The organism is Kiritimatiellia bacterium (genome assembly GCA_025054615.1).
GTDB lineage: Bacteria > Verrucomicrobiota > Kiritimatiellia > CAIVKH01 > CAIVKH01 > JANWZO01.
This window is the reverse complement of the sequence record JANWZO010000006.1, coordinates 42577-59371: the sequence shown is the minus strand read 5'-3', so window position 1 is coordinate 59371 and position 16795 is coordinate 42577. Positions and strand designations below refer to the sequence as shown.

At 59.1% G+C, this 16795-nt stretch carries 11 protein-coding genes; 3 read left to right on the top strand and 8 right to left on the bottom strand.

Annotation, left to right across the window (positions count from 1 at the left end):
• Positions 1–5: 5 nt before the first annotated feature.
• Both NZ740_04240 and NZ740_04235 read right to left on the bottom strand, forming a co-directional pair.
• Positions 6–1043, bottom strand: coding sequence for a L,D-transpeptidase family protein (locus NZ740_04240; GenBank protein MCS6771216.1), 1038 nt, complete (start codon positions 1041–1043; stop codon positions 6–8).
• Positions 1040–1855, bottom strand: coding sequence for a serine/threonine protein kinase (locus NZ740_04235; protein ID MCS6771215.1), 816 nt, complete (start codon positions 1853–1855; stop codon positions 1040–1042). The genes NZ740_04240 and NZ740_04235 overlap by 4 nt, the downstream gene beginning before the upstream one ends.
• 125 nt (positions 1856–1980) lie before the next feature.
• Between NZ740_04235 and NZ740_04230 the strand changes: the two genes are divergently transcribed.
• The 3 genes from NZ740_04230 to NZ740_04220 are packed head-to-tail and all read left to right on the top strand — an operon-like array spanning position 1981 to position 4956.
• On the top strand, positions 1981–2712 hold the full coding sequence (locus tag NZ740_04230) for a ComF family protein (GenBank protein ID MCS6771214.1): 732 nt from the start codon (positions 1981–1983) through the stop codon (positions 2710–2712).
• A gap of 19 nt (positions 2713–2731) precedes the next feature.
• Entirely contained in the window at positions 2732–3601 is an 870-nt protein-coding gene (gene accD, locus NZ740_04225; GenBank protein MCS6771213.1) for an acetyl-CoA carboxylase, carboxyltransferase subunit beta, read from the top strand.
• 14 nt (positions 3602–3615) lie between these two features.
• Positions 3616–4956, top strand: a complete 1341-nt coding sequence (locus NZ740_04220) for a bifunctional folylpolyglutamate synthase/dihydrofolate synthase (protein ID MCS6771212.1) — start codon at positions 3616–3618, stop codon at positions 4954–4956.
• Here NZ740_04220 and NZ740_04215 read toward each other — a convergent pair.
• The 6 genes from NZ740_04215 to NZ740_04190 all read right to left on the bottom strand — a co-directional run bounded on the left by NZ740_04215 (position 4948) and on the right by NZ740_04190 (position 16748).
• On the bottom strand, positions 4948–6060 hold the full coding sequence (locus NZ740_04215; protein MCS6771211.1) for an FAD:protein FMN transferase: 1113 nt from the start codon (positions 6058–6060) through the stop codon (positions 4948–4950). The genes NZ740_04220 and NZ740_04215 overlap by 9 nt on opposite strands.
• On the bottom strand, positions 6050–6796 hold the full coding sequence (locus NZ740_04210) for an FAD-binding oxidoreductase (GenBank protein MCS6771210.1): 747 nt from the start codon (positions 6794–6796) through the stop codon (positions 6050–6052). Before NZ740_04210 ends, NZ740_04215 begins: the two co-directional genes overlap by 11 nt.
• A gap of 454 nt (positions 6797–7250) precedes the next feature.
• Complete coding sequence (locus NZ740_04205; protein MCS6771209.1) at positions 7251–9989, bottom strand: PAS domain S-box protein; 2739 nt, start codon at positions 9987–9989, stop codon at positions 7251–7253.
• The gene (locus tag NZ740_04200; protein ID MCS6771208.1) at positions 9986–13417 is read right to left on the bottom strand and encodes a PAS domain S-box protein; all 3432 of its coding nucleotides are present in this window, start codon (positions 13415–13417) and stop codon (positions 9986–9988) included. Before NZ740_04200 ends, NZ740_04205 begins: the two co-directional genes overlap by 4 nt.
• Positions 13414–16014: a PAS domain S-box protein gene (locus NZ740_04195; protein MCS6771207.1), complete on the bottom strand. Its 2601-nt coding sequence runs from the start codon at positions 16012–16014 to the stop codon at positions 13414–13416. The genes NZ740_04200 and NZ740_04195 overlap by 4 nt, the downstream gene beginning before the upstream one ends.
• A gap of 104 nt (positions 16015–16118) precedes the next feature.
• Entirely contained in the window at positions 16119–16748 is a 630-nt protein-coding gene (locus NZ740_04190; protein ID MCS6771206.1) for a superoxide dismutase, read from the bottom strand.
• Positions 16749–16795: the final 47 nt, after the last annotated feature.

The following is a 16795-nucleotide window of genomic DNA, read 5'->3' as shown; positions in this document are numbered from 1 at the left end:
CCGCGCTAGTCTTCAATGATCACGCGCGTGCCGACCGGCACCAACGTGAAGAGTTCCTCAATGTCTTCGTTGACGAGTCGAACGCACCCCATGCTGGACTGCCGGCCAATGGTTTCCGGCTCCCATGTGCCGTGCAGCCCGTACCCTTTGATATCCAGCGCGAGCCAGTGCGTGCCCAACAAATTCTCCGGGTGTCCGTAGGGGATGGTGCGCCCGTCGGGGTGCCACCACGTCGGTTGGGGGATTCGGTCGGTGATCCTGAATTCGCCCGTGGGCGTTGTGGCATATTCGCCCGTTCCCACGCGATATCGTTTGAAAAAACGGTCATTCAATGAGAGGACCAAATCATTGCGTGTTTTGTTCACGCGGATGGACCAGGTGCCGGTCAGGACACGAAGCCGGTCCCCGGGTCGAATCACTCTGGATTTTAGCCGGTTGCTTTTCTCAAGAAGTTCGATAGTGGTCCCGTAGGTTCGCGCGATTCGGCCCAGCGAATCGCCCGGCTGGACTACGTAGTCAATTTTCTCGGGCATGGGCCGGGGTGTCGTGACCAGGGCGATCCCGACCTCGCCCAAGAGCGACTCCAAGGCTTGGAGCGTGGACGCGTCCGGGTTCTGATCAAGCGCCCTGAGCGCCGTTTCTCGTGCGTCCTGCAACCGGTCCTCGCCCTTGAGCTGTTTCGCTTCCCGAAGAAGGACTATCGCAGGGTGCTCTCCCGTCTTGATCGGAGATTCCGCCACTACATTCGTTTCCGTCGGCGTCAAGCTGGCCGATTCATTCACGGGGCCGGGAACAGAAGGGCTGGCCGGCGGCGCGGGATCCGAAGGCGGTTCGTTTGCGATTGCGCCAGGGAGGAGTGATGGTCCCTCAATTCCGACGTCACTGTGATCGGCTGTGAGTTCGTCCACCCGGACGCCCGAGTGCCGGGCATAGAGACTTATGAGGAAGGCAGCCGCGCATACGGCGACCAAAAGTCCGACTGCGAGGAGGCGGGCGGAGCGGCCTCCTTTTGTATCTGCCTTTTCGACAACGAATTGCGTCATACCATGGTCTCAAGGTCTCGAAGGACCAGAGACATGGAAGGGTATCGGTCGCTTTGCCGGTATGCAAGGCACTTGTAAATAAGGTTTTCCATGGGGGCCGGGAGGTTGACGTTGTGGAAGCGGAACCGGGTCGGCTTTCCGTTGGGGTCAAGTTGATTTTTTTTGGCGTCTTCCAAGGTCACGCCCTCAAACGGTTTGTGGCCCGTGAACATTTCGTAGGCTGTAACGCCGAACGCGTAAATATCGGTTTGTTCATCGACAAGGTTTTTGAGCAGGGTCTCGGGCGGCAGGTACGCGAACGTGCCTGGCAGCGGGGATATTTTGACGGGTTTAGGTTTGCGTTCGGTCGCGAGGTCGAAGTCGATCAGCACGACGAGCGCATCATTCCGCACGATGAAATTTTCGGGTTTTATGTCGAGGTGGAGGAAGCCGGACAAATGTACATAGGCGATGGCGGACGCCATTTGCCTCAAAATGGTGAGTGTGTTTTGGTAAATCAGCGGGTCTTTTCGCAGAATGAGATCGCGGAGATTTCGGGACTCGATGTATTCCAGCGCCATAAACGGCTCGTCCTGGTAAATACCGGCCTTGATGAGCCGGATCACGTTCGGATGGTGCAGATGCCCGAGAATTTCGGCGCCGTGTAAAAAGGAATTTCGGATCCTCTTGTCCCGAAGGTAATCCGGTTTCAGCCGACGGATTACAACACGGTTCTGTTGCGAATCGACCGCCACATAGAGGTAGGTCATTCCTCCTGCCGCGAGGCGACGGGTAATTGCAAAACCCGCGAACTCTTGACCAACGGCCAGCATCCGGAGCGATCAATCCGTATCACTGGGCAGAGTAGGGCCGGCTGATTGAGCTTGTCAATGAAGTTGGCAGGGGGTCGCAAGGAGGGTTGCCGACTTGTCGGACTTGTGGATAGGTTGGCGAGGTGATGGCGACCGCTACCGAATGGATTTGGGCGACGCTGGATCTGATGTACCCGCGGTGTTGTGGAGCATGCGGAGCGCCCATCGCCGAAGGTCCGGGATTTCTCTGCTGGCCCTGCCGGGAATCGCTGCGGCCCATCGGAGAACCCTGCTGTTCCCGATGCGGGAATCCGATCGAGGGTCGCGCCGACCACGAATTCGTCTGCGCGCATTGCGACGAAATGAAACCCTATTTTGACCTGGCGCGGTCGGCTGTTCGGTTCGAGGGCGCGGCAGTCGGGGCCGTGTACACGTTCAAATATCGGGGCGGAATCTGGCTTCAGGAGGAGCTGATTCAATGGCTTGAAGCGTGCTGGACGGTATGGTTTTGCGACGGACCCCGGCCGGATTTTGTTTGCCCGGTGCCTCTTCATCCCGCTCGTGAGCGGGCCCGTGGGTTCAATCAGGCGACGCTGCTTTCCGCGGGGCTGGCCCGTCGTATCGGGTGTCCGCACCTGCCAGGGGCGCTGGTCCGGGTTCGCCCGACGGAAACGCAAACGCATTTGACAGCGAAACAACGCCTTTCTAACGTTCAGGAAGCATTCAAGGCGCCCTCACCGGCTCGGATTCGCGGCCAGCGGGCGCTCCTGGTGGATGACGTGATGACAACGGGGGCAACGGTCAGCGCCTGTGCGCGCGCTCTCAAGGCGGCTGGGTGCATTTCTGTTTCGGTGCTGACACTGGCGCGCGGCCAGTGAGGTGGAGAAACATTCTGCCATGGCTTTGTTTAGCAAGAAAAATTACTCAACGGTCAAGGTTAGGAAACGGGATATCCCGGACGGCCTCTGGCTGAAATGTCCGGGGTGCCAGGAAATCGTCTTCAAGCAGGAGCTCGAAGAGAACGCGTCCGTCTGCCCGAAGTGCGGCCATCATTTTCAGATGAGCCGTGCGGACCGGATAAAATTGCTGATAGAAGAAGGGACCTTCGAAGAATGGGATGCCAATCTTTACAGTGTTGACACACTGGGCTTCACCGGGACGGCCTCTTACACCAGCAAGCTGGAGGAAAACATTCGCAAGACCGGCTATAATGACGCGATCACCATCGGGCGTGGACGCATGGCGCACCATGAGATCGGACTGGGCGTCATGGACTTCTCATTTCTGGGGGCCAGCATGGGATCGGTTGTCGGCGAAAAGGTGACGCGGCTGATTGAGAAATCGACCGCGCTCCGTTTGCCCGTGATCATCGTTTGCGCGTCTGGGGGAGCGCGCATGTACGAGGGGATGTTCAGCCTGATGCAGATGGCGAAGACCAGCGCCGCACTCGCAAAGCATGCTCAGGCGGGGCTTCCCTACATTCCCGTGCTTACGCACCCCACGACAGCCGGGGTGATGGCCAGCTTTGCGACGCTGGGGGATCTGATCATTGCCGAACCCGGCGCGCTGATCGGCTTTGCCGGGCCTCGCGTCATCAAGGAAACGACGCAGCAAGACCTTCCTGAAGGTTTTCAGCGGTCGGAATTCCTTCTGAAAAAAGGACTCCTCGACAAGGTTGTCAATCGGAAAGCGCTCAAGCAGACGCTCGTCACGGCGCTCGACTACCTGACAGGCCGACCTGCGAGGCCGGCGCCCGCCCAACCGTAGCTGCGGGGCCTTAAGTGGCGCACCCCGAGAAGCTACCGCTCAGCGACGTCCTTGAGCGGCTTTACCGGCGCAACCTCCACGTCATCAAACTTGGCCTGGAGCCGATGCGGCGGCTCGCGCGAGAGCTTGGCGACCCGCATCTTGCCTTTCCCAACGTCCATGTGGCGGGCACGAATGGCAAGGGTTCGGTTTGTGCCATCGCGGCTTCCATTTTTCGGGCGGCCGGTTTGCGAACGGGCCTGTATACCTCTCCCCACTTGGAGCGATTTCATGAGCGGATCCAAGTGGATGGCGCTCCGATTGGTGATGCCGAACTCTCCGATGGGATTGACGCCGTTGAGGCGGCCGCGGCGCGTGTACGCGAAGACGGCGAGCGGGATGTGACGTTTTTCGAATTCACCACGGGATTGGCGTTCCGCCATTTTCAGCGGGCCGGCGTACAGCTTGCCGTGATCGAAACGGGCATGGGAGGTCGGCTGGACGCCACAAACATAGTTGAACCTCTGGCCTGTGCGATCACGACGATCGGCTTTGACCACCAAAAGTGGTTGGGAGACACGCTGGAGAAAATTGCTGCGGAAAAAGCCGGAATCATCAAGTCGAGCCGGCCAGTTGTTGTTGGCCATTTACTGCCCGCGGCGGATGAGGTGATTGAAAGGGTCGCTCGCGAGCGGCGGGCCCACCTTGTGCGCGCGTCTGACGTATGCAGCGTGGAACGTATCAGCCAAAGCGTAGAGTGGCAGGACGTCCGTGTCGAAACCGCTGGAGGCCTGAGCGTTCGCGCCCGTTGCCCGCTGATCGGACGCCATCAACTGGCAAATATTTCCATCGCCGTCGCGATGTCCGAGATTGCTCTGGAGCAACTTGGCCGACCCTTGAGCGGCGCCGTGCTTCGGGCAGGCTTACAAGAGGTGGTGTGGCCGGCTCGGGCGCAATTGATTGAGCGAGACCCGACAACGATTCTCGATGGAGCGCACAATCCCCAGGCGATGGAAGCGCTTCGCCGCACGATAGATGAGGTGCGTGGGGACAGGCCCATCGGCTTGGTGGCCGGCTTTCTCGAGGACAAAGATGCGGTTCAATGCCTGGCCGCCTGGCGTGGCGCGGCGCAAAAGGTCTGGCTCGTCCGGTTGGAAGACGCCAGGGCCATGGAGTCCGGGGAGTTGGAGCGAGCCGCCGTTCTCGCCGGCATCGTAAATTCTGAACCGCCTCGTCCGCTCGATGAGGCGTGGGACCTTGCTCGGGCTTGGTGTCGCGAACAGGGCGCTCTACTGGTCATAACTGGCTCACTTCATCTGGCGGGGGCCGTACTCGCGCACCTCCGATCATCCCGACAGCGCGGCCGATCATGTTGAGCCGGATTCGACCCCGGGTAGCATAGATTCAGAGCCGTCCGCGCCGGTCTTCTCGGGAGTGGGGTGTTGTCCCCACCTGCGGGGGATGGGAGCATCGGCTGCCGGGGTATAATCGCGAATCCAACCCTCGGTTGCCCAAAGCTCGACCGGCTGGCGGTCCGGCATGATGAGAACGTCTGCCTCGGGGAAAGACGGAAGAATCCGGGCGCCCTCCTCCATACCGAGGACGATCAGAGCGTGCGCGAGCACATGCGCCATCAGGCAGGTTGGAGCCCGGACAGCCGCCAGGCAGGTTCCCTGGGCCGGACGCAGGGATCTCGGGTCGATGATGCCTCCATAGGTTTCACCGGCAATCGTCACAGTCTGGTCCCGCAATCCGATGACCGCCAACCCGTGGTTAGGGGGCAGTCGGAGGGTTCCAAGCGGAGGTCCGTCGAAGGGATTTCGGATGGGAAGAGACCAGTAGTTGTTTGGATCTTGGCGGCCTAGGGCGCGCGCGTAGCGATCCCATTCGAACAACACGGCGTTGAAACCGGATCGGCGGGCTTCCACAAGAGCCAGATCAACACCGTAGGCATATTGCAATCCCATCGGCGCAAGCCGCGCCGCCGGGGATAGGAGCGCGACGCCGCCGGGATCAAAAAATTGAATCAGGTGAGGCCCGATGTGTTCCCGGAGGACGGCGAGCTCTTCATCTGTGGGCGGTTCGGGCGGGGGCGTTGCCGAGCCGATCCCCCAAGCTTCGAGCGCGCCGAGTAACGCGAGGTCATATCCGCCCTGGGTCAGTTGGGAATAGTAGTGGACGAGGTCCAGTGCGCGAAACGTGTTGAAGGAGACCTGCATGCGAAATGAACCGGCGACGCGATTGATTTTTGACAGGTCGCTCTGGCGGTCTGAAAGGTCGAATTCCGCTGCTGCGGCGCCGTACTGAATCTCCGCGAGGCCGGATAGCGCAGCCAGCCGGTCCGCATCCGCCTTCGGGACCGTGACCGCGCCATCCCGGCCGGCGATGTGGAATGCTCGGCGGACCGGTGGAGTTTCTGCGCAGCCTGCAGCGATCGCACAACCCAGAGCGAGGCTTACGGCCCGGGCGCTAGGCATCATGCGTGTAGTAATACGCCTCGGTAAAAATCGCATGGGGGGAGATTCCCCGTTCCGTCAAAATCTCGCGCATCTCATAGAACATTTCATTGGCGCCACACAGGTAAAAATCGGCATCGGGGGGAAAATTGAACGATCTAGCGAATTCGGTGACGCGCCCGCGAAACCAAGGGGACGATTCTCCGCTGACACAAGGGAAATAATGGTATGCCTCGAGTTCACTGCGGAAAAAAAGATCTTCGACCCTGCGGACGCCGTGGAGGATAGTCAGGTCCAACCCGGGGTGGGTCCTCGCATAGGCGCGGCAGGGGGCGATGCCCGTACCTGTCGCGACAAAAACGAGAGGCCTGCCGAGGTCACGAATGACAAATTCGCCATAAGGACCCGACACGTCAATCGAGTCGCCTTCGGCAAGCCTGACGAGGCGGGGCGTCAGCACGCCGTCCGGAATCAAACGATAGAGAACGGTCAAGGCGTCATCGTTTTCGCCAGACGCGATCGAGTAATTCCGGTCTTCGGTGATGTCCCGGCCGTGAATCGTTATCAACTGGCCAGCGCGAAATTGCAGGCCATCTCGGCTCAGGGTCAACTCATAGGCCGTTGATGAGACCTGCCTGTGTCGGAAAACTTTTGCCGTCCAGCGATTCATGGCGAACGGGTCAGCCGCCATAAAGGAGGCAAGACCACGACCGTTGCGTTCGCGGAGGAGGAAACGCAATCGATGCCAACCGCGCGCCATTCGGTCCAGTCAGAAGCAATTGGGAGAGCGATGTTGCCGATCGATTGAAAGTCCCCGGTGACCGTCGAAGGAATCGAGGCAAAGGTTTCATGATGGCGAAGCGTAAGGGGTGAGACGCATTCGTGCCAAGCGAGCAGGCAAGCTGAGTTTCGTCCCGTGAAAATTCACACGATGCGTCGGCTACGTCGCAATCTCCATACAACAGGTCATGAGTGAGATAGATAGGCAGTGGCGCCGGCTTTCATTTCAAGTTTCCATCCTGATCGGGATGGGAGAATCACTCAGAGAAGGTGAGACCCAAGTTCCTCCGCGAAAGTGTTTGCACTCCTGAAGTGGACAATATTTCCGGCAACACAAAGAGCCGCCGGCAATATGCACACGCCCCAGTGCTGTTTTTCACGGACGACATCCATCGTTCGTCGCTGCAGAAGTCAATACGGCTTTCGTCGGACGGTCAAGCGGGTGGAGGCGGAAGGTCCAGCGTCTGACGTATGGTGTGCAGTAGGGTCTGGAGGGGATACGGTTTTTGAAGGAAGGGGTATCCGCGCTCGCGAATGAGCGGCCAGCGCGACTTGTCGTCGGTGTAACCACTGGTGAGGAGAACGCGCAGTTCGGACTTTTTTCGTCGCAATGCTTCGGCCAGTTCCAGACCCGTGCGGTCGGGTAGCACCACATCCGTAAACAGCAGAGAAAGCGAGCCGTCGTTTTCGTCAAACAACTTTTCTGCTTCATCGGCCCGGCCCGCAAGAATGGGTTGGTAGCCGTATTGCCGCAAAGCGTTTGATACGAATTCCCGGATGCCCGCCTCGTCTTCGACGACCAGGATCTTTTCATTTCGACCCCGCGGCAGCGCGGTCAACCGCTGCCTGTCCTCGAGGGCGCTCGTTTCCACGGCGGACCCATCGCCGCAGACGGGCAGATAGATTCGAAAGGTCGTCCCCTGGCCCGGCTCGCTGTAGACGTGAATCATCCCCTCATGTTGCTGAATGATGCCATACACGACCGAGAGGCCCAATCCCGTCCCGCGTCCCGGTCCTTTTGTCGTAAAGAACGGTTCGAAAATCCGCTCGCGAACCTCGGGCGTCATACCGACCCCAGTATCCGTCACGTCAAGCACAACGAACCGGCCATGTCGTTTTTCCGGCATCATCAGGGCGTCCTCTTTGAGCAGCACGATGCCGACGGTTGAAATCGTGAGGCGGCCACCGGACGGCATGGCGTCGCGCGCATTGAGCGTCAAATTGACGAGCACCTGCTCGATCTGGCCCGGATCGACGCGGACAGGGTCGAGATTGGGTTCGAGTCGCACCTCCAACTCGATATCTTCCCCGATCAGCCGCTGAAGCATCTTCCGGGTGCCCTCGACAAGCGCATTGATGTCGACCGCCCGCGGTTCCAGCATCTGCCTGCGCCCAAAGGCCAGCAACTGGCGGGTCAGCTCGGCGGCTCGTCGTGCGGCCTTATCGATTTCGATGACATCGGCGCGGAGCGGATCTCGCGGGTCCATGCTCTCCAGCAACAGATGGCTGAAACCGGTGATAGCCTGCAAAATGTTATTAAAGTCGTGTGCGATGCCCCCGGCCAGTCGTCCGATGGTCTCCATCTTTTGAGCCTCCATCAGGCGCTGCTGGAGAGAGCGGCGCTCCGTAATGTCCTGCTTGATGGCGACAAAGTGCGAGGGTCGACCCTGAGCGTCCAACACGGGCGTGATGATCAGCTCCTCGAGATAGAGTGATCCGTCTTTTCGGCGATTGATGACTTCACCGCGCCAAAGCTGACCGGAGAGGATCGTATCCCACAATTGCTTGTAGAAGTTCGGAGGATGCCGGCCCGACTTCAGGATGTTGGGGCTCTTTCCAAGGACTTCCTCTCGGCTGTAACCGGTCAGGGTCGTGAACGCGGAATTCACCCACGTGATAACACCCTCCCGGTCGACAATCATGATCGCGTTTGCCGAGGACTCAAGCGCGGCTCCCTGTAGACGGACGATGTCCATCGCGCGTCGCTGCTCGGTGACGTCGATGAAATTCACAGCGAATTGCCCCCGGCGGGGACTGAACGCAATCACTGAGAAATATTTCTGGAGGTCAGCCGAATACTCCTCGAACGCAATCGGGCGCCCCGTAAGCGCCACCTTGCCATATCGTTCGATCCAAACCGGTTCGATGTCCGGAAAAATTTCCCGAACACGCCTGCCCAGCACCTCGTCGCGGCGGAGGCCCGTCATCGCGGTGAAGGCCGGATTGACATCGATGAAGCGGTAATCAACGGGCCGGCCCTGCTCATCGCAGATGATTTCATGCAGGGCGAAGCCGGTGATCATCGTGTTGAAAAGGGTGTGATACCGCAACTCGCTTTCCCGGAGAAGTTCTTCGTGTTGTTTCCTGGCGCTGATGTCCATCGCCGTGACGATGATGCGGCGTCGTCCCTCCGGTAGAGTGATGCCGCGTTCACGGATTTCAACGAAACGCGTTCTGCCGTCCCGATTTCGCAGAGACACCTCGCGGACGACGGAATCATCGGGGGATGTGTCGCGGATTTTTGATCCAGCCTCCGAGCGGACGGGCGGCTCGAACACCTCCGCGGCCAGCCGACCCGCGAGTTCATCGCGAGAAAAGCCGGTCAGTTCGCTGAACGCTCGGTTGGCATCGAGGATGTTGCCCGCCGCATCCTGTAGGATGACCCCAATCGGCAAGGTGTCGAGTAGGGCGCGATACAGCCGTTCCTTTTCCGCATGCTCGCGGTCGTCCTGGATCCGTTTGAGGGATAGTTCGGCGAGCGATTTGCGGGCCTCATCTCGCTCCGACGTCCGCTGCTGAAGACCTTCCTCAAGCTCGGCATTTTCGCGCCGTAACCGAATGATTTCCTCGGTTAACTGATCAAACGCGTTTGAGATTTCGACCTCCCAGGGTTCGCCGGAGGATCGACTGGGTGCGGTCTCCGCCCGGGGAGGTTCGCCGAGGTAGGACACCTGTTGAGCACGGTCCCTCAACCTCTGGATGCGTTTACGAAGACCGTGGACATACCCGAGAAAACTGGCGAGCGTCAGTGCAACGGCGACGACCGTTGCCGCAAGGGTCGTTTTCGATGCGGGCAGCAGACCGAGAGCGAGGGCGCAAACGAGGGTGCTGCCGAAGATGAGGCCGACTACAGAACCGGCGAGGGCCAACTGGGAAAGGCGAAATCGCGTCATGAGGAGCTTCCCAAGAGAGGAGAATTAGCCGGTTCCCCCCGCGGCGAAATCGTCTGCTTCATGCGGCGCTGGAGAAGCAGGCGATGAACGGTCTGGACTAGTTCCTGGGCACGGTACGGCTTGGACAGTGAGGCGGAGAATCCGTACCGCTCAAATTCTTCGTGATGGAGTTCGGCGGTGTAACCACTGGACGCCACCACGGGGAGGTCCGGATTCGCATCCCGCAGAGGTCCGATGGTCTCTTTGCCGCCCATGCCGCCGGGAATCGTCATATCGAGAATCGCAATGTCGATTACGCGGCCGGCTCGCCGTTCAGAATCAACCAGCCGAATGGCTTCATCCCCGTTTTCGGCTGTAATGACCTCGAATCCCTGCATTTCCAGGGTTCTTCGCGCGAACGCCAGGATTGACTTCTCATCATCCATGACCAGCACGCGGCCGCGGATGACGGAATCGGGCAGCGAATCCAATTCCTCGGACTTGTCAGGACGGCGATCCGGAGCCGCGGGAAGAAGGACCGTGAAAGTGGATCCTTTTCCTTCCACGGAGGAGACCGAAATGTGTCCGCCGTGTTTGCGCACGATCGAATAACAGATCGTGAGACCCAGGCCGGTTCCCTGAGCTTTGGTTGTAAAGTATGGATCAAAAATGCGGTTCCGGATTCGTTCTGGGATCCCCACTCCCGTATCCGATACCTCAATCTGGACGTACGCGCCACCCGGCAGGTCCGCCACCTCGCCGGCCTGCAGCATTCGATTAGAGGTGCGCACCGTAATCGTCCCCCCGTGGGGCATCGCTTGATCGGCGTTGATGACGAGGTTTTGGATGACCTGGCTGAACTGGCCGGCATCCAGTTCGGCGTTCCATGTGTCGGCTGCAAACTCAAAGACACACCGGCTTGCTGAGCCGCGCAGTGAGAAGTCGGCAGCTTCTCGGATCAGCCCCGGCACATTGTGAAGCGCTTTCTGCGGCGCGCCGCCCTTCGTGAAGGCTAAAAGCTGCCGGGTCAGGTCGCGTGCGCGGAGGGCGGCGCGCTCAGCGTCATGGAGCATTTCCTCGAAGGGCGTTTGCGAGGGCAGAATGGCTCGAATTAGGGAAAGATTGCCCAAGATCGAAGTGAGAATGTTGTTGAAATCATGCGCGATACCGCCAGCCATGACGGCCAGAGATTCGAGTTTTTGCGTGCGCATTCGTTCCTCCTCCGCTCGTCGCCGATCGCTCAAATCCTCCACAATCGCGACGCCCCCTGTAACGGCGTGCTTGGCGCCGACCAGAGGCAGAGTTCGTATGCCCAGCCAGATGTCCGCCGGCGCCCCCACAAATCCGCCGGCAATCTCCATATAGCTTTCTCCGCCTCGAAGCGCGGTCGCCAGGGCTTGGTTGAGTTCCTCTGAACCGATGAGGGAGTGAAGGTCGGCTCCCGCCAGACTCTCCCGTGTCAAACCCACCAATGAAGCGAACCGTTGATTCGCATCCGTGATCCGCAAATTCAGATCATAATGAAAAATGCCGATGGGCGAACGTTCGAACAACTGGCGATACCGCTCGCCGGCTTCCCGCAGTCGCGCTTCGCGCTCTACTTCCTCGGTAAGATCGATCATCGCGCCATTAACCACGGCCGGCTTTCCATCCACGTGGTGTTCATAGGTCATGATGGCGCGGAGATGGCGGTAATTGCCCGAAGCGGCTGCCATGCGGAAATCAATGCTGAAGGAAGTGCCGCGTTGGTCGGCTTCCTTTAGAGCGGCCAGGACGCGATCGCGGTCCTCCGGATGTAAGACCCTTTTCCACATGTCCGGATCGGCGAGCCATTCTGCGGGGCTGTATCCCAAAATATCCTGAAGCCTGGGGCTAACATACGTCGTAACCGGACGCGGAATGAGATCGACACGAAATGTAATAGCCGGCAGTCGTTCGGTCAGGGAGCGATATTTGTTCTCCAGTTCGCGATAGCGCGCCATTTCGAGCATGAGGGCCTGGTTGGCGTCCGCAAGCTGGCCGGTGCGCTCAGCGACCCGGCGCTCCAGCTCTTCGCTGAGCGCCCGCTGTGAGCGCTCAGCTTCGGCCATCTTTTGCGCAAACCACCAAAGACGCTGATGCCTCAAGAAGAGATCCAGCAACAGCGAGATGACCAAGGCGCCGATGCCCAGCGCCACCAGCCGCCAGCGGCCAATTTCACGTTCGAAGACATTAGCCGGCATGTCGAGTCCGGCAACCATGCGCACGGGCGGATCGGCTTTCGGGTCGATCAGCGCAGGGGCAAGCGCGCTGACCCAGCGGCCCCATCGGTCCTGAAACGGTCCTATCGTATAGGGCACCCCGTTTTCGAAGATTTCATAATCCTCGGGAAAAACATCCCCTTCGAAAATTTCGCCGGGCCGGACTCGCGTCTCGGGCCGATTCGATTCGGACGAGGCATAGAAAACAAATTTACCGTCCTGAAGAGTGTAGAGGTAAATTTGTTCGATGTCGGGAAAGGCCTGTTTGGCCAGCGTCAATTCCCTCTCCAGCGACCGAATGAGGGGGTTGGTTTCGGCTGGAGATTCTCGCACAACCGCTTCGAGCATGGATTGATCCAAAAGCGCGGCCACAGCGCGAATTTTTTGAATCATCTCGTCCCGAATCTGCGACGCCGACAAGCGGTCGACCATGAATGCCGACAAAACTGTCAGAACAGAAAGAGCTGCGACGCTGGCCAGAGTTGCGTGTAATGACAAATTGAACCGGCGTTCAGAGGCGATGATTCCTTGCGAGGCGGGGTTCAGTGACAATTTCCAGATGGCCGCGGCAAGGGTCAGAGCACAGGCGGCTCTCAGCAGTTCGACCGGAAATCCCAGAAGCGACGCCCAAGCCGCGGTGTTCCAGACCCGCGCGGGAAGAAATGCCGAAGGCGGGGGGGTCGCGCCAGCGGCAATGGCATACACGGCAAACGCACAAGCGGCCATCCGGAGCGAGCGGGTACCGGAGGCTGGCGACCCCTCGCTGGCCATTCGGATCATCGCGTAGGCGGAAAGCAGCGACGCGGGAAAGCCGATGAAGAATCGGGCGGCGCCATCCGCCGTTTCGAGAGCCACGAAAGTCGGTGCGATTCCACAAGTCACTACGGAAGCAGCGGGCGCGTAGACTCGCCATGCAAACCCCGCTTTCCCCGCCCCGCGGCGGCCAAATTCAAACAGCAGGGCGTACGATGAACCCAGGAAAAAGAGCCCCAAAAACCTTAGCGCTCTGGAATCGAGCGAAAAGTTGACCATCACGAGCCACTCGTGCACCGCGTGCACAGAGGCAAAAAAACTCAACCAAAACCAGGGCAAACGAACCGATGACGGTCGATTGGCCTCCTGCGCCGCTCCTGAAAGGGCCGCAAGCAGAGCGAACGAGGCCCCATATAGAAAGTAAATCAGGTCAAGGTGGCTGGTGATCCATGTCATGATTGCGGTGCGGCGTCAAGCGCTGCGCGAATTTCGCGGAGAAGCGCAAACGGGTGATAGGGCTTGGGCAAAAACCCATCAAAACGTTCGCGTTGACGCATCCATGTCTCCTGCTGGTTCGCATAGCCGCTGGAAAGCAGCACTTTGAGGGCGGGGCGCACTTGCCGAAACTCCCTCGCCAGATCCACGCCGCTACCATCGGGCAGGACGACATCGCTGAAGAACAAATCAAACGTGGAATTCGATCGGTAAAAACAGGCGCGCGCCTCTGCGGCGGTCCTCGCGAGGGTGACGCGATAACGGTTTGAACTCAGAATGCGAAGACAAAATTGCCCGACACCCGGCTCGTCCTCCACAACAAGGATGTGCTCGCCGCGTCCGCCCGCCGGCTCAACCGACTCGTTGCGTTTTGCCGTTCCGTCCTCTTGCTGCCCCTGAGGATCAGCCGGCGCCGCGGGGAAATAAATGCGAAAGACCGACCCCTCGTGAAGCCGACTTTTGACCTCGATATGTCCATGGTGCTGGCGGACGATTCCGTAAACGACGGACAGGCCAAGCCCGATCCCATGTCCGGGCTCCTTCGTTGTGAAGAAGGGCTCGAAAATTTTTTCCATGACTTCGGGCGCGATGCCCACCCCCGTGTCCGAAACTTCGAGAAGTGCCGCCGGTTGCCCTTCCTCCACGCTTCCGGCGGCCGCCGCATCCATCGGGAAAACCGTCTTTCGCGTCGACAACCGCAAACGGCCGCCTTCGGGCATTGCGTCGCCGGCATTCACGCAAAGATTCACCAGAATTTGCGCGATCTGGCCGGAGTCTCCCAAAATCAGCGGAAGATCGGGATCCAGGTCGGTTTCGATGGAGATGTTCTCCCGGATCAGGCGGCGCAACATTTTCAGGCCCGATTGGATGGTTTCGTTCAACTGAATCCGGTCCCAAGAGGGAGGGCTCCTCCGTCCAAACATCAGCAGCTGACGGGTCAGGTCCGTCGCCAGGTGGGCGGCCTGCAGAATCTCGAGCACGTCCTCACGCCTTGGATCATCGTGACTGAGGTTCGTCAGCAACATGGAGCTGAAGCCCGTGATGGCCTGAAGAAGATTGTTGAAATCATGAGCAATACCGCCGGCGAGACGGCCAAGGCTCTCCATTTTTTGGATTTGCGCGAGATGCTGCTGGAAGATTTTGCGCTCGGTAATGTCCTGTTTGATCGCGATGTAGTTCCGAATTTTGCCGGTCGCGTCGCGCATCGGAGTGATGGTCATTTCCTCCGTGCACAGGGACCCATCCTTTTTGCGGTTCGTGATCTCGCCCTCCCAGACCATTCCGCGACCGATAGTCTCCCACATCTTGCGAAAGAATTCGGGAGGGTGCCTGCCCGAGTTGAAGAGCGCGGGCGTCCTACCGACCATCTCGTCGGCCGTATATCCGGTCAGGCGACATAGCGCGTCGTTCACCCACAAAATGCCCCCGGTCGGGTCCGTGATGAGAACACCGTTGGCCACCGCCCCCAGCGCGGCTCGTTGTAATTCGAATTGTTCATAGACCCGCTCCCGAAGTATGGCCTGAGCAAAAACCGTCGCAACGAGCCGGAGCGACTCCCGCTCGGCAATCGACCACGCGCGCGGCATGACGCAATCATCAAAACCGAGAAACCCCCACCATTCCCCATCGACATGGATGGGTGCGATATGCAGCGACAAAATGCCCTGGGATCGAAGCAGCGGCTGCTCCGTCAAGGGCATCTGCGCCACGGGCCCGCTGATCGGGTCGCCCTTCACGAGGTAATCGATCCATCTCTGAAATCCCGCAGCCGCCAGATCAAGTCGTTGCAAGAGGGGGTTGTCGATCTCGGGATGAATTCCCTCGGCAGTCCATTCGAAGAGCTGATCTGCAAGGAACCGGCCATCCGCCATTTTCTCAACCCGAAAGAGGTAGGACCGGCTGACGTCGGCCGCACGACCCACGAGGCTCAGCGCCTCTTTCGCATGGCTTGCCCAAGCTATGTCGCGCAGAAAATAGAGGCTGATGTCCGCCGCCGCCCGGAGCAGCGCGTCACGACGGTCTCGACGATAACCGATTTGTTGGGCGAATATCGCCATCGACAGTGTTGGCGCCAGATGCACGAGAAGGTCTGCATGACGCGGTTCGAGCGCTGGATCACCGTCGTAGGCTTGAACGGCAAACACGCCAAAGGTCTCGCCCCGACGAATCAGAGGAATGCCGACCCAATAACGGGGGCGCGTACCCAGCACGCGACAATCCCCCAGCCGTTCAAGTTCTTCAAGACGCTCGGCATCTGCAAACAGAGCCACCCCCTTCCGCAGCACATACTCGGTTAGGCCGACGTTTGGCGTTTTGATTCCGGGCGGTGGGTCAAAGCGGTCCATCCAGTAGGGGAATCGAATCAGCGATTCACTGGCGTCGTAGACCGCGATATACACATTGACCGCGGGTATAAATTCGGTCAGCAACTGATGGATCGCACGACCCAGAGAAGAGGTTGATGCGCATCGCATCGCGAGCTCGCTGATCCGGTTGGCCAGATCGAAATGAAATTCGGCCGGCACTCGGTCGTTGGGCGTCGATGCAGTCGGGCCCATGGCGGACTCCAAACAAAGAGTTTACACAATTTCGGCCAATTTAGACAAAAAAACGCGGCCGCAAAAGCGGCCGCGTCCGAATGTCATCCGGCTATTTGCAAGTATCAGCCGACCAAACGCTCATACGCGGCCGCGACGGCGTTCCAGTCGATGACATTCCAAAACGCCGCCACGTAGTCGGGCCGCCGATTTTGATACTTCAAGTAGTACGCATGCTCCCACACGTCCAACCCCAAGATTGGCGTCCCCGGACACTCCGTGACGCCCAGCATCAAAGGATTATCCTGGTTCGGGGTGGAGCAGACACAGAGGGAGTGGTCAGATCTGACGCAAAGCCATGCCCAACCGGATCCAAAGCGGCCCAGCGCCGCCTTCGTGAATTGATCCTTGAAGCCGTCGAATGAACCGAACTGCCGGTTGATCGCATCTGCGAGTTTTCCGGCGGGGCCGGCCCCTTCGTTCTTCTTCAGCAGGTTCCAGAAAAAGGTGTGGTTCCAATGGCCGCCCCCGTTATTTCGAACCGCAGCGCGTATGTCCGCGGGCACGCTGTTGAGGTCGGAAAGCAGCTCCTCGATTGTTTTGGACTGTAAATGCGGGTACTTTTCCAATGCGGCATTTAGGTTGTTCACATAGGCCGCATGGTGCTTACCATGATGAATCATCATGGTTTGCTCATCAATATAAGGTTCTAGACTATTCGCAGGGTATGGAAGTGGAGGTAACGCATGAGGCATGGTGATTTACTCCTTGGTATTTGGCATAAACTATACTTGCGAACCAG

Bases quoted from the DNA above. Each gene is read 5' to 3' on its own strand.
- NZ740_04240 (MCS6771216.1), bottom strand. From the start codon at position 1,043: ATGACGCAATTCGTTGTCGAAAAGGCAGATACAAAAGGAGGCCGCTCC.
- NZ740_04235 (MCS6771215.1), bottom strand. From the start codon at position 1,855: ATGCTGGCCGTTGGTCAAGAGTTCGCGGGTTTTGCAATTACCCGTCGC.
- NZ740_04230 (MCS6771214.1), top strand. From the start codon at position 1,981: ATGGCGACCGCTACCGAATGGATTTGGGCGACGCTGGATCTGATGTAC.
- accD (MCS6771213.1), top strand. From the start codon at position 2,732: ATGGCTTTGTTTAGCAAGAAAAATTACTCAACGGTCAAGGTTAGGAAA.
- NZ740_04215 (MCS6771211.1), bottom strand. From the start codon at position 6,060: ATGATGCCTAGCGCCCGGGCCGTAAGCCTCGCTCTGGGTTGTGCGATC.
- NZ740_04210 (MCS6771210.1), bottom strand. From the start codon at position 6,796: ATGGCGCGCGGTTGGCATCGATTGCGTTTCCTCCTCCGCGAACGCAAC.
- NZ740_04205 (MCS6771209.1), bottom strand. From the start codon at position 9,989: ATGACGCGATTTCGCCTTTCCCAGTTGGCCCTCGCCGGTTCTGTAGTC.
- NZ740_04200 (MCS6771208.1), bottom strand. From the start codon at position 13,417: ATGACATGGATCACCAGCCACCTTGACCTGATTTACTTTCTATATGGG.
- NZ740_04195 (MCS6771207.1), bottom strand. From the start codon at position 16,014: ATGGGCCCGACTGCATCGACGCCCAACGACCGAGTGCCGGCCGAATTT.
- NZ740_04190 (MCS6771206.1), bottom strand. From the start codon at position 16,748: ATGCCTCATGCGTTACCTCCACTTCCATACCCTGCGAATAGTCTAGAA.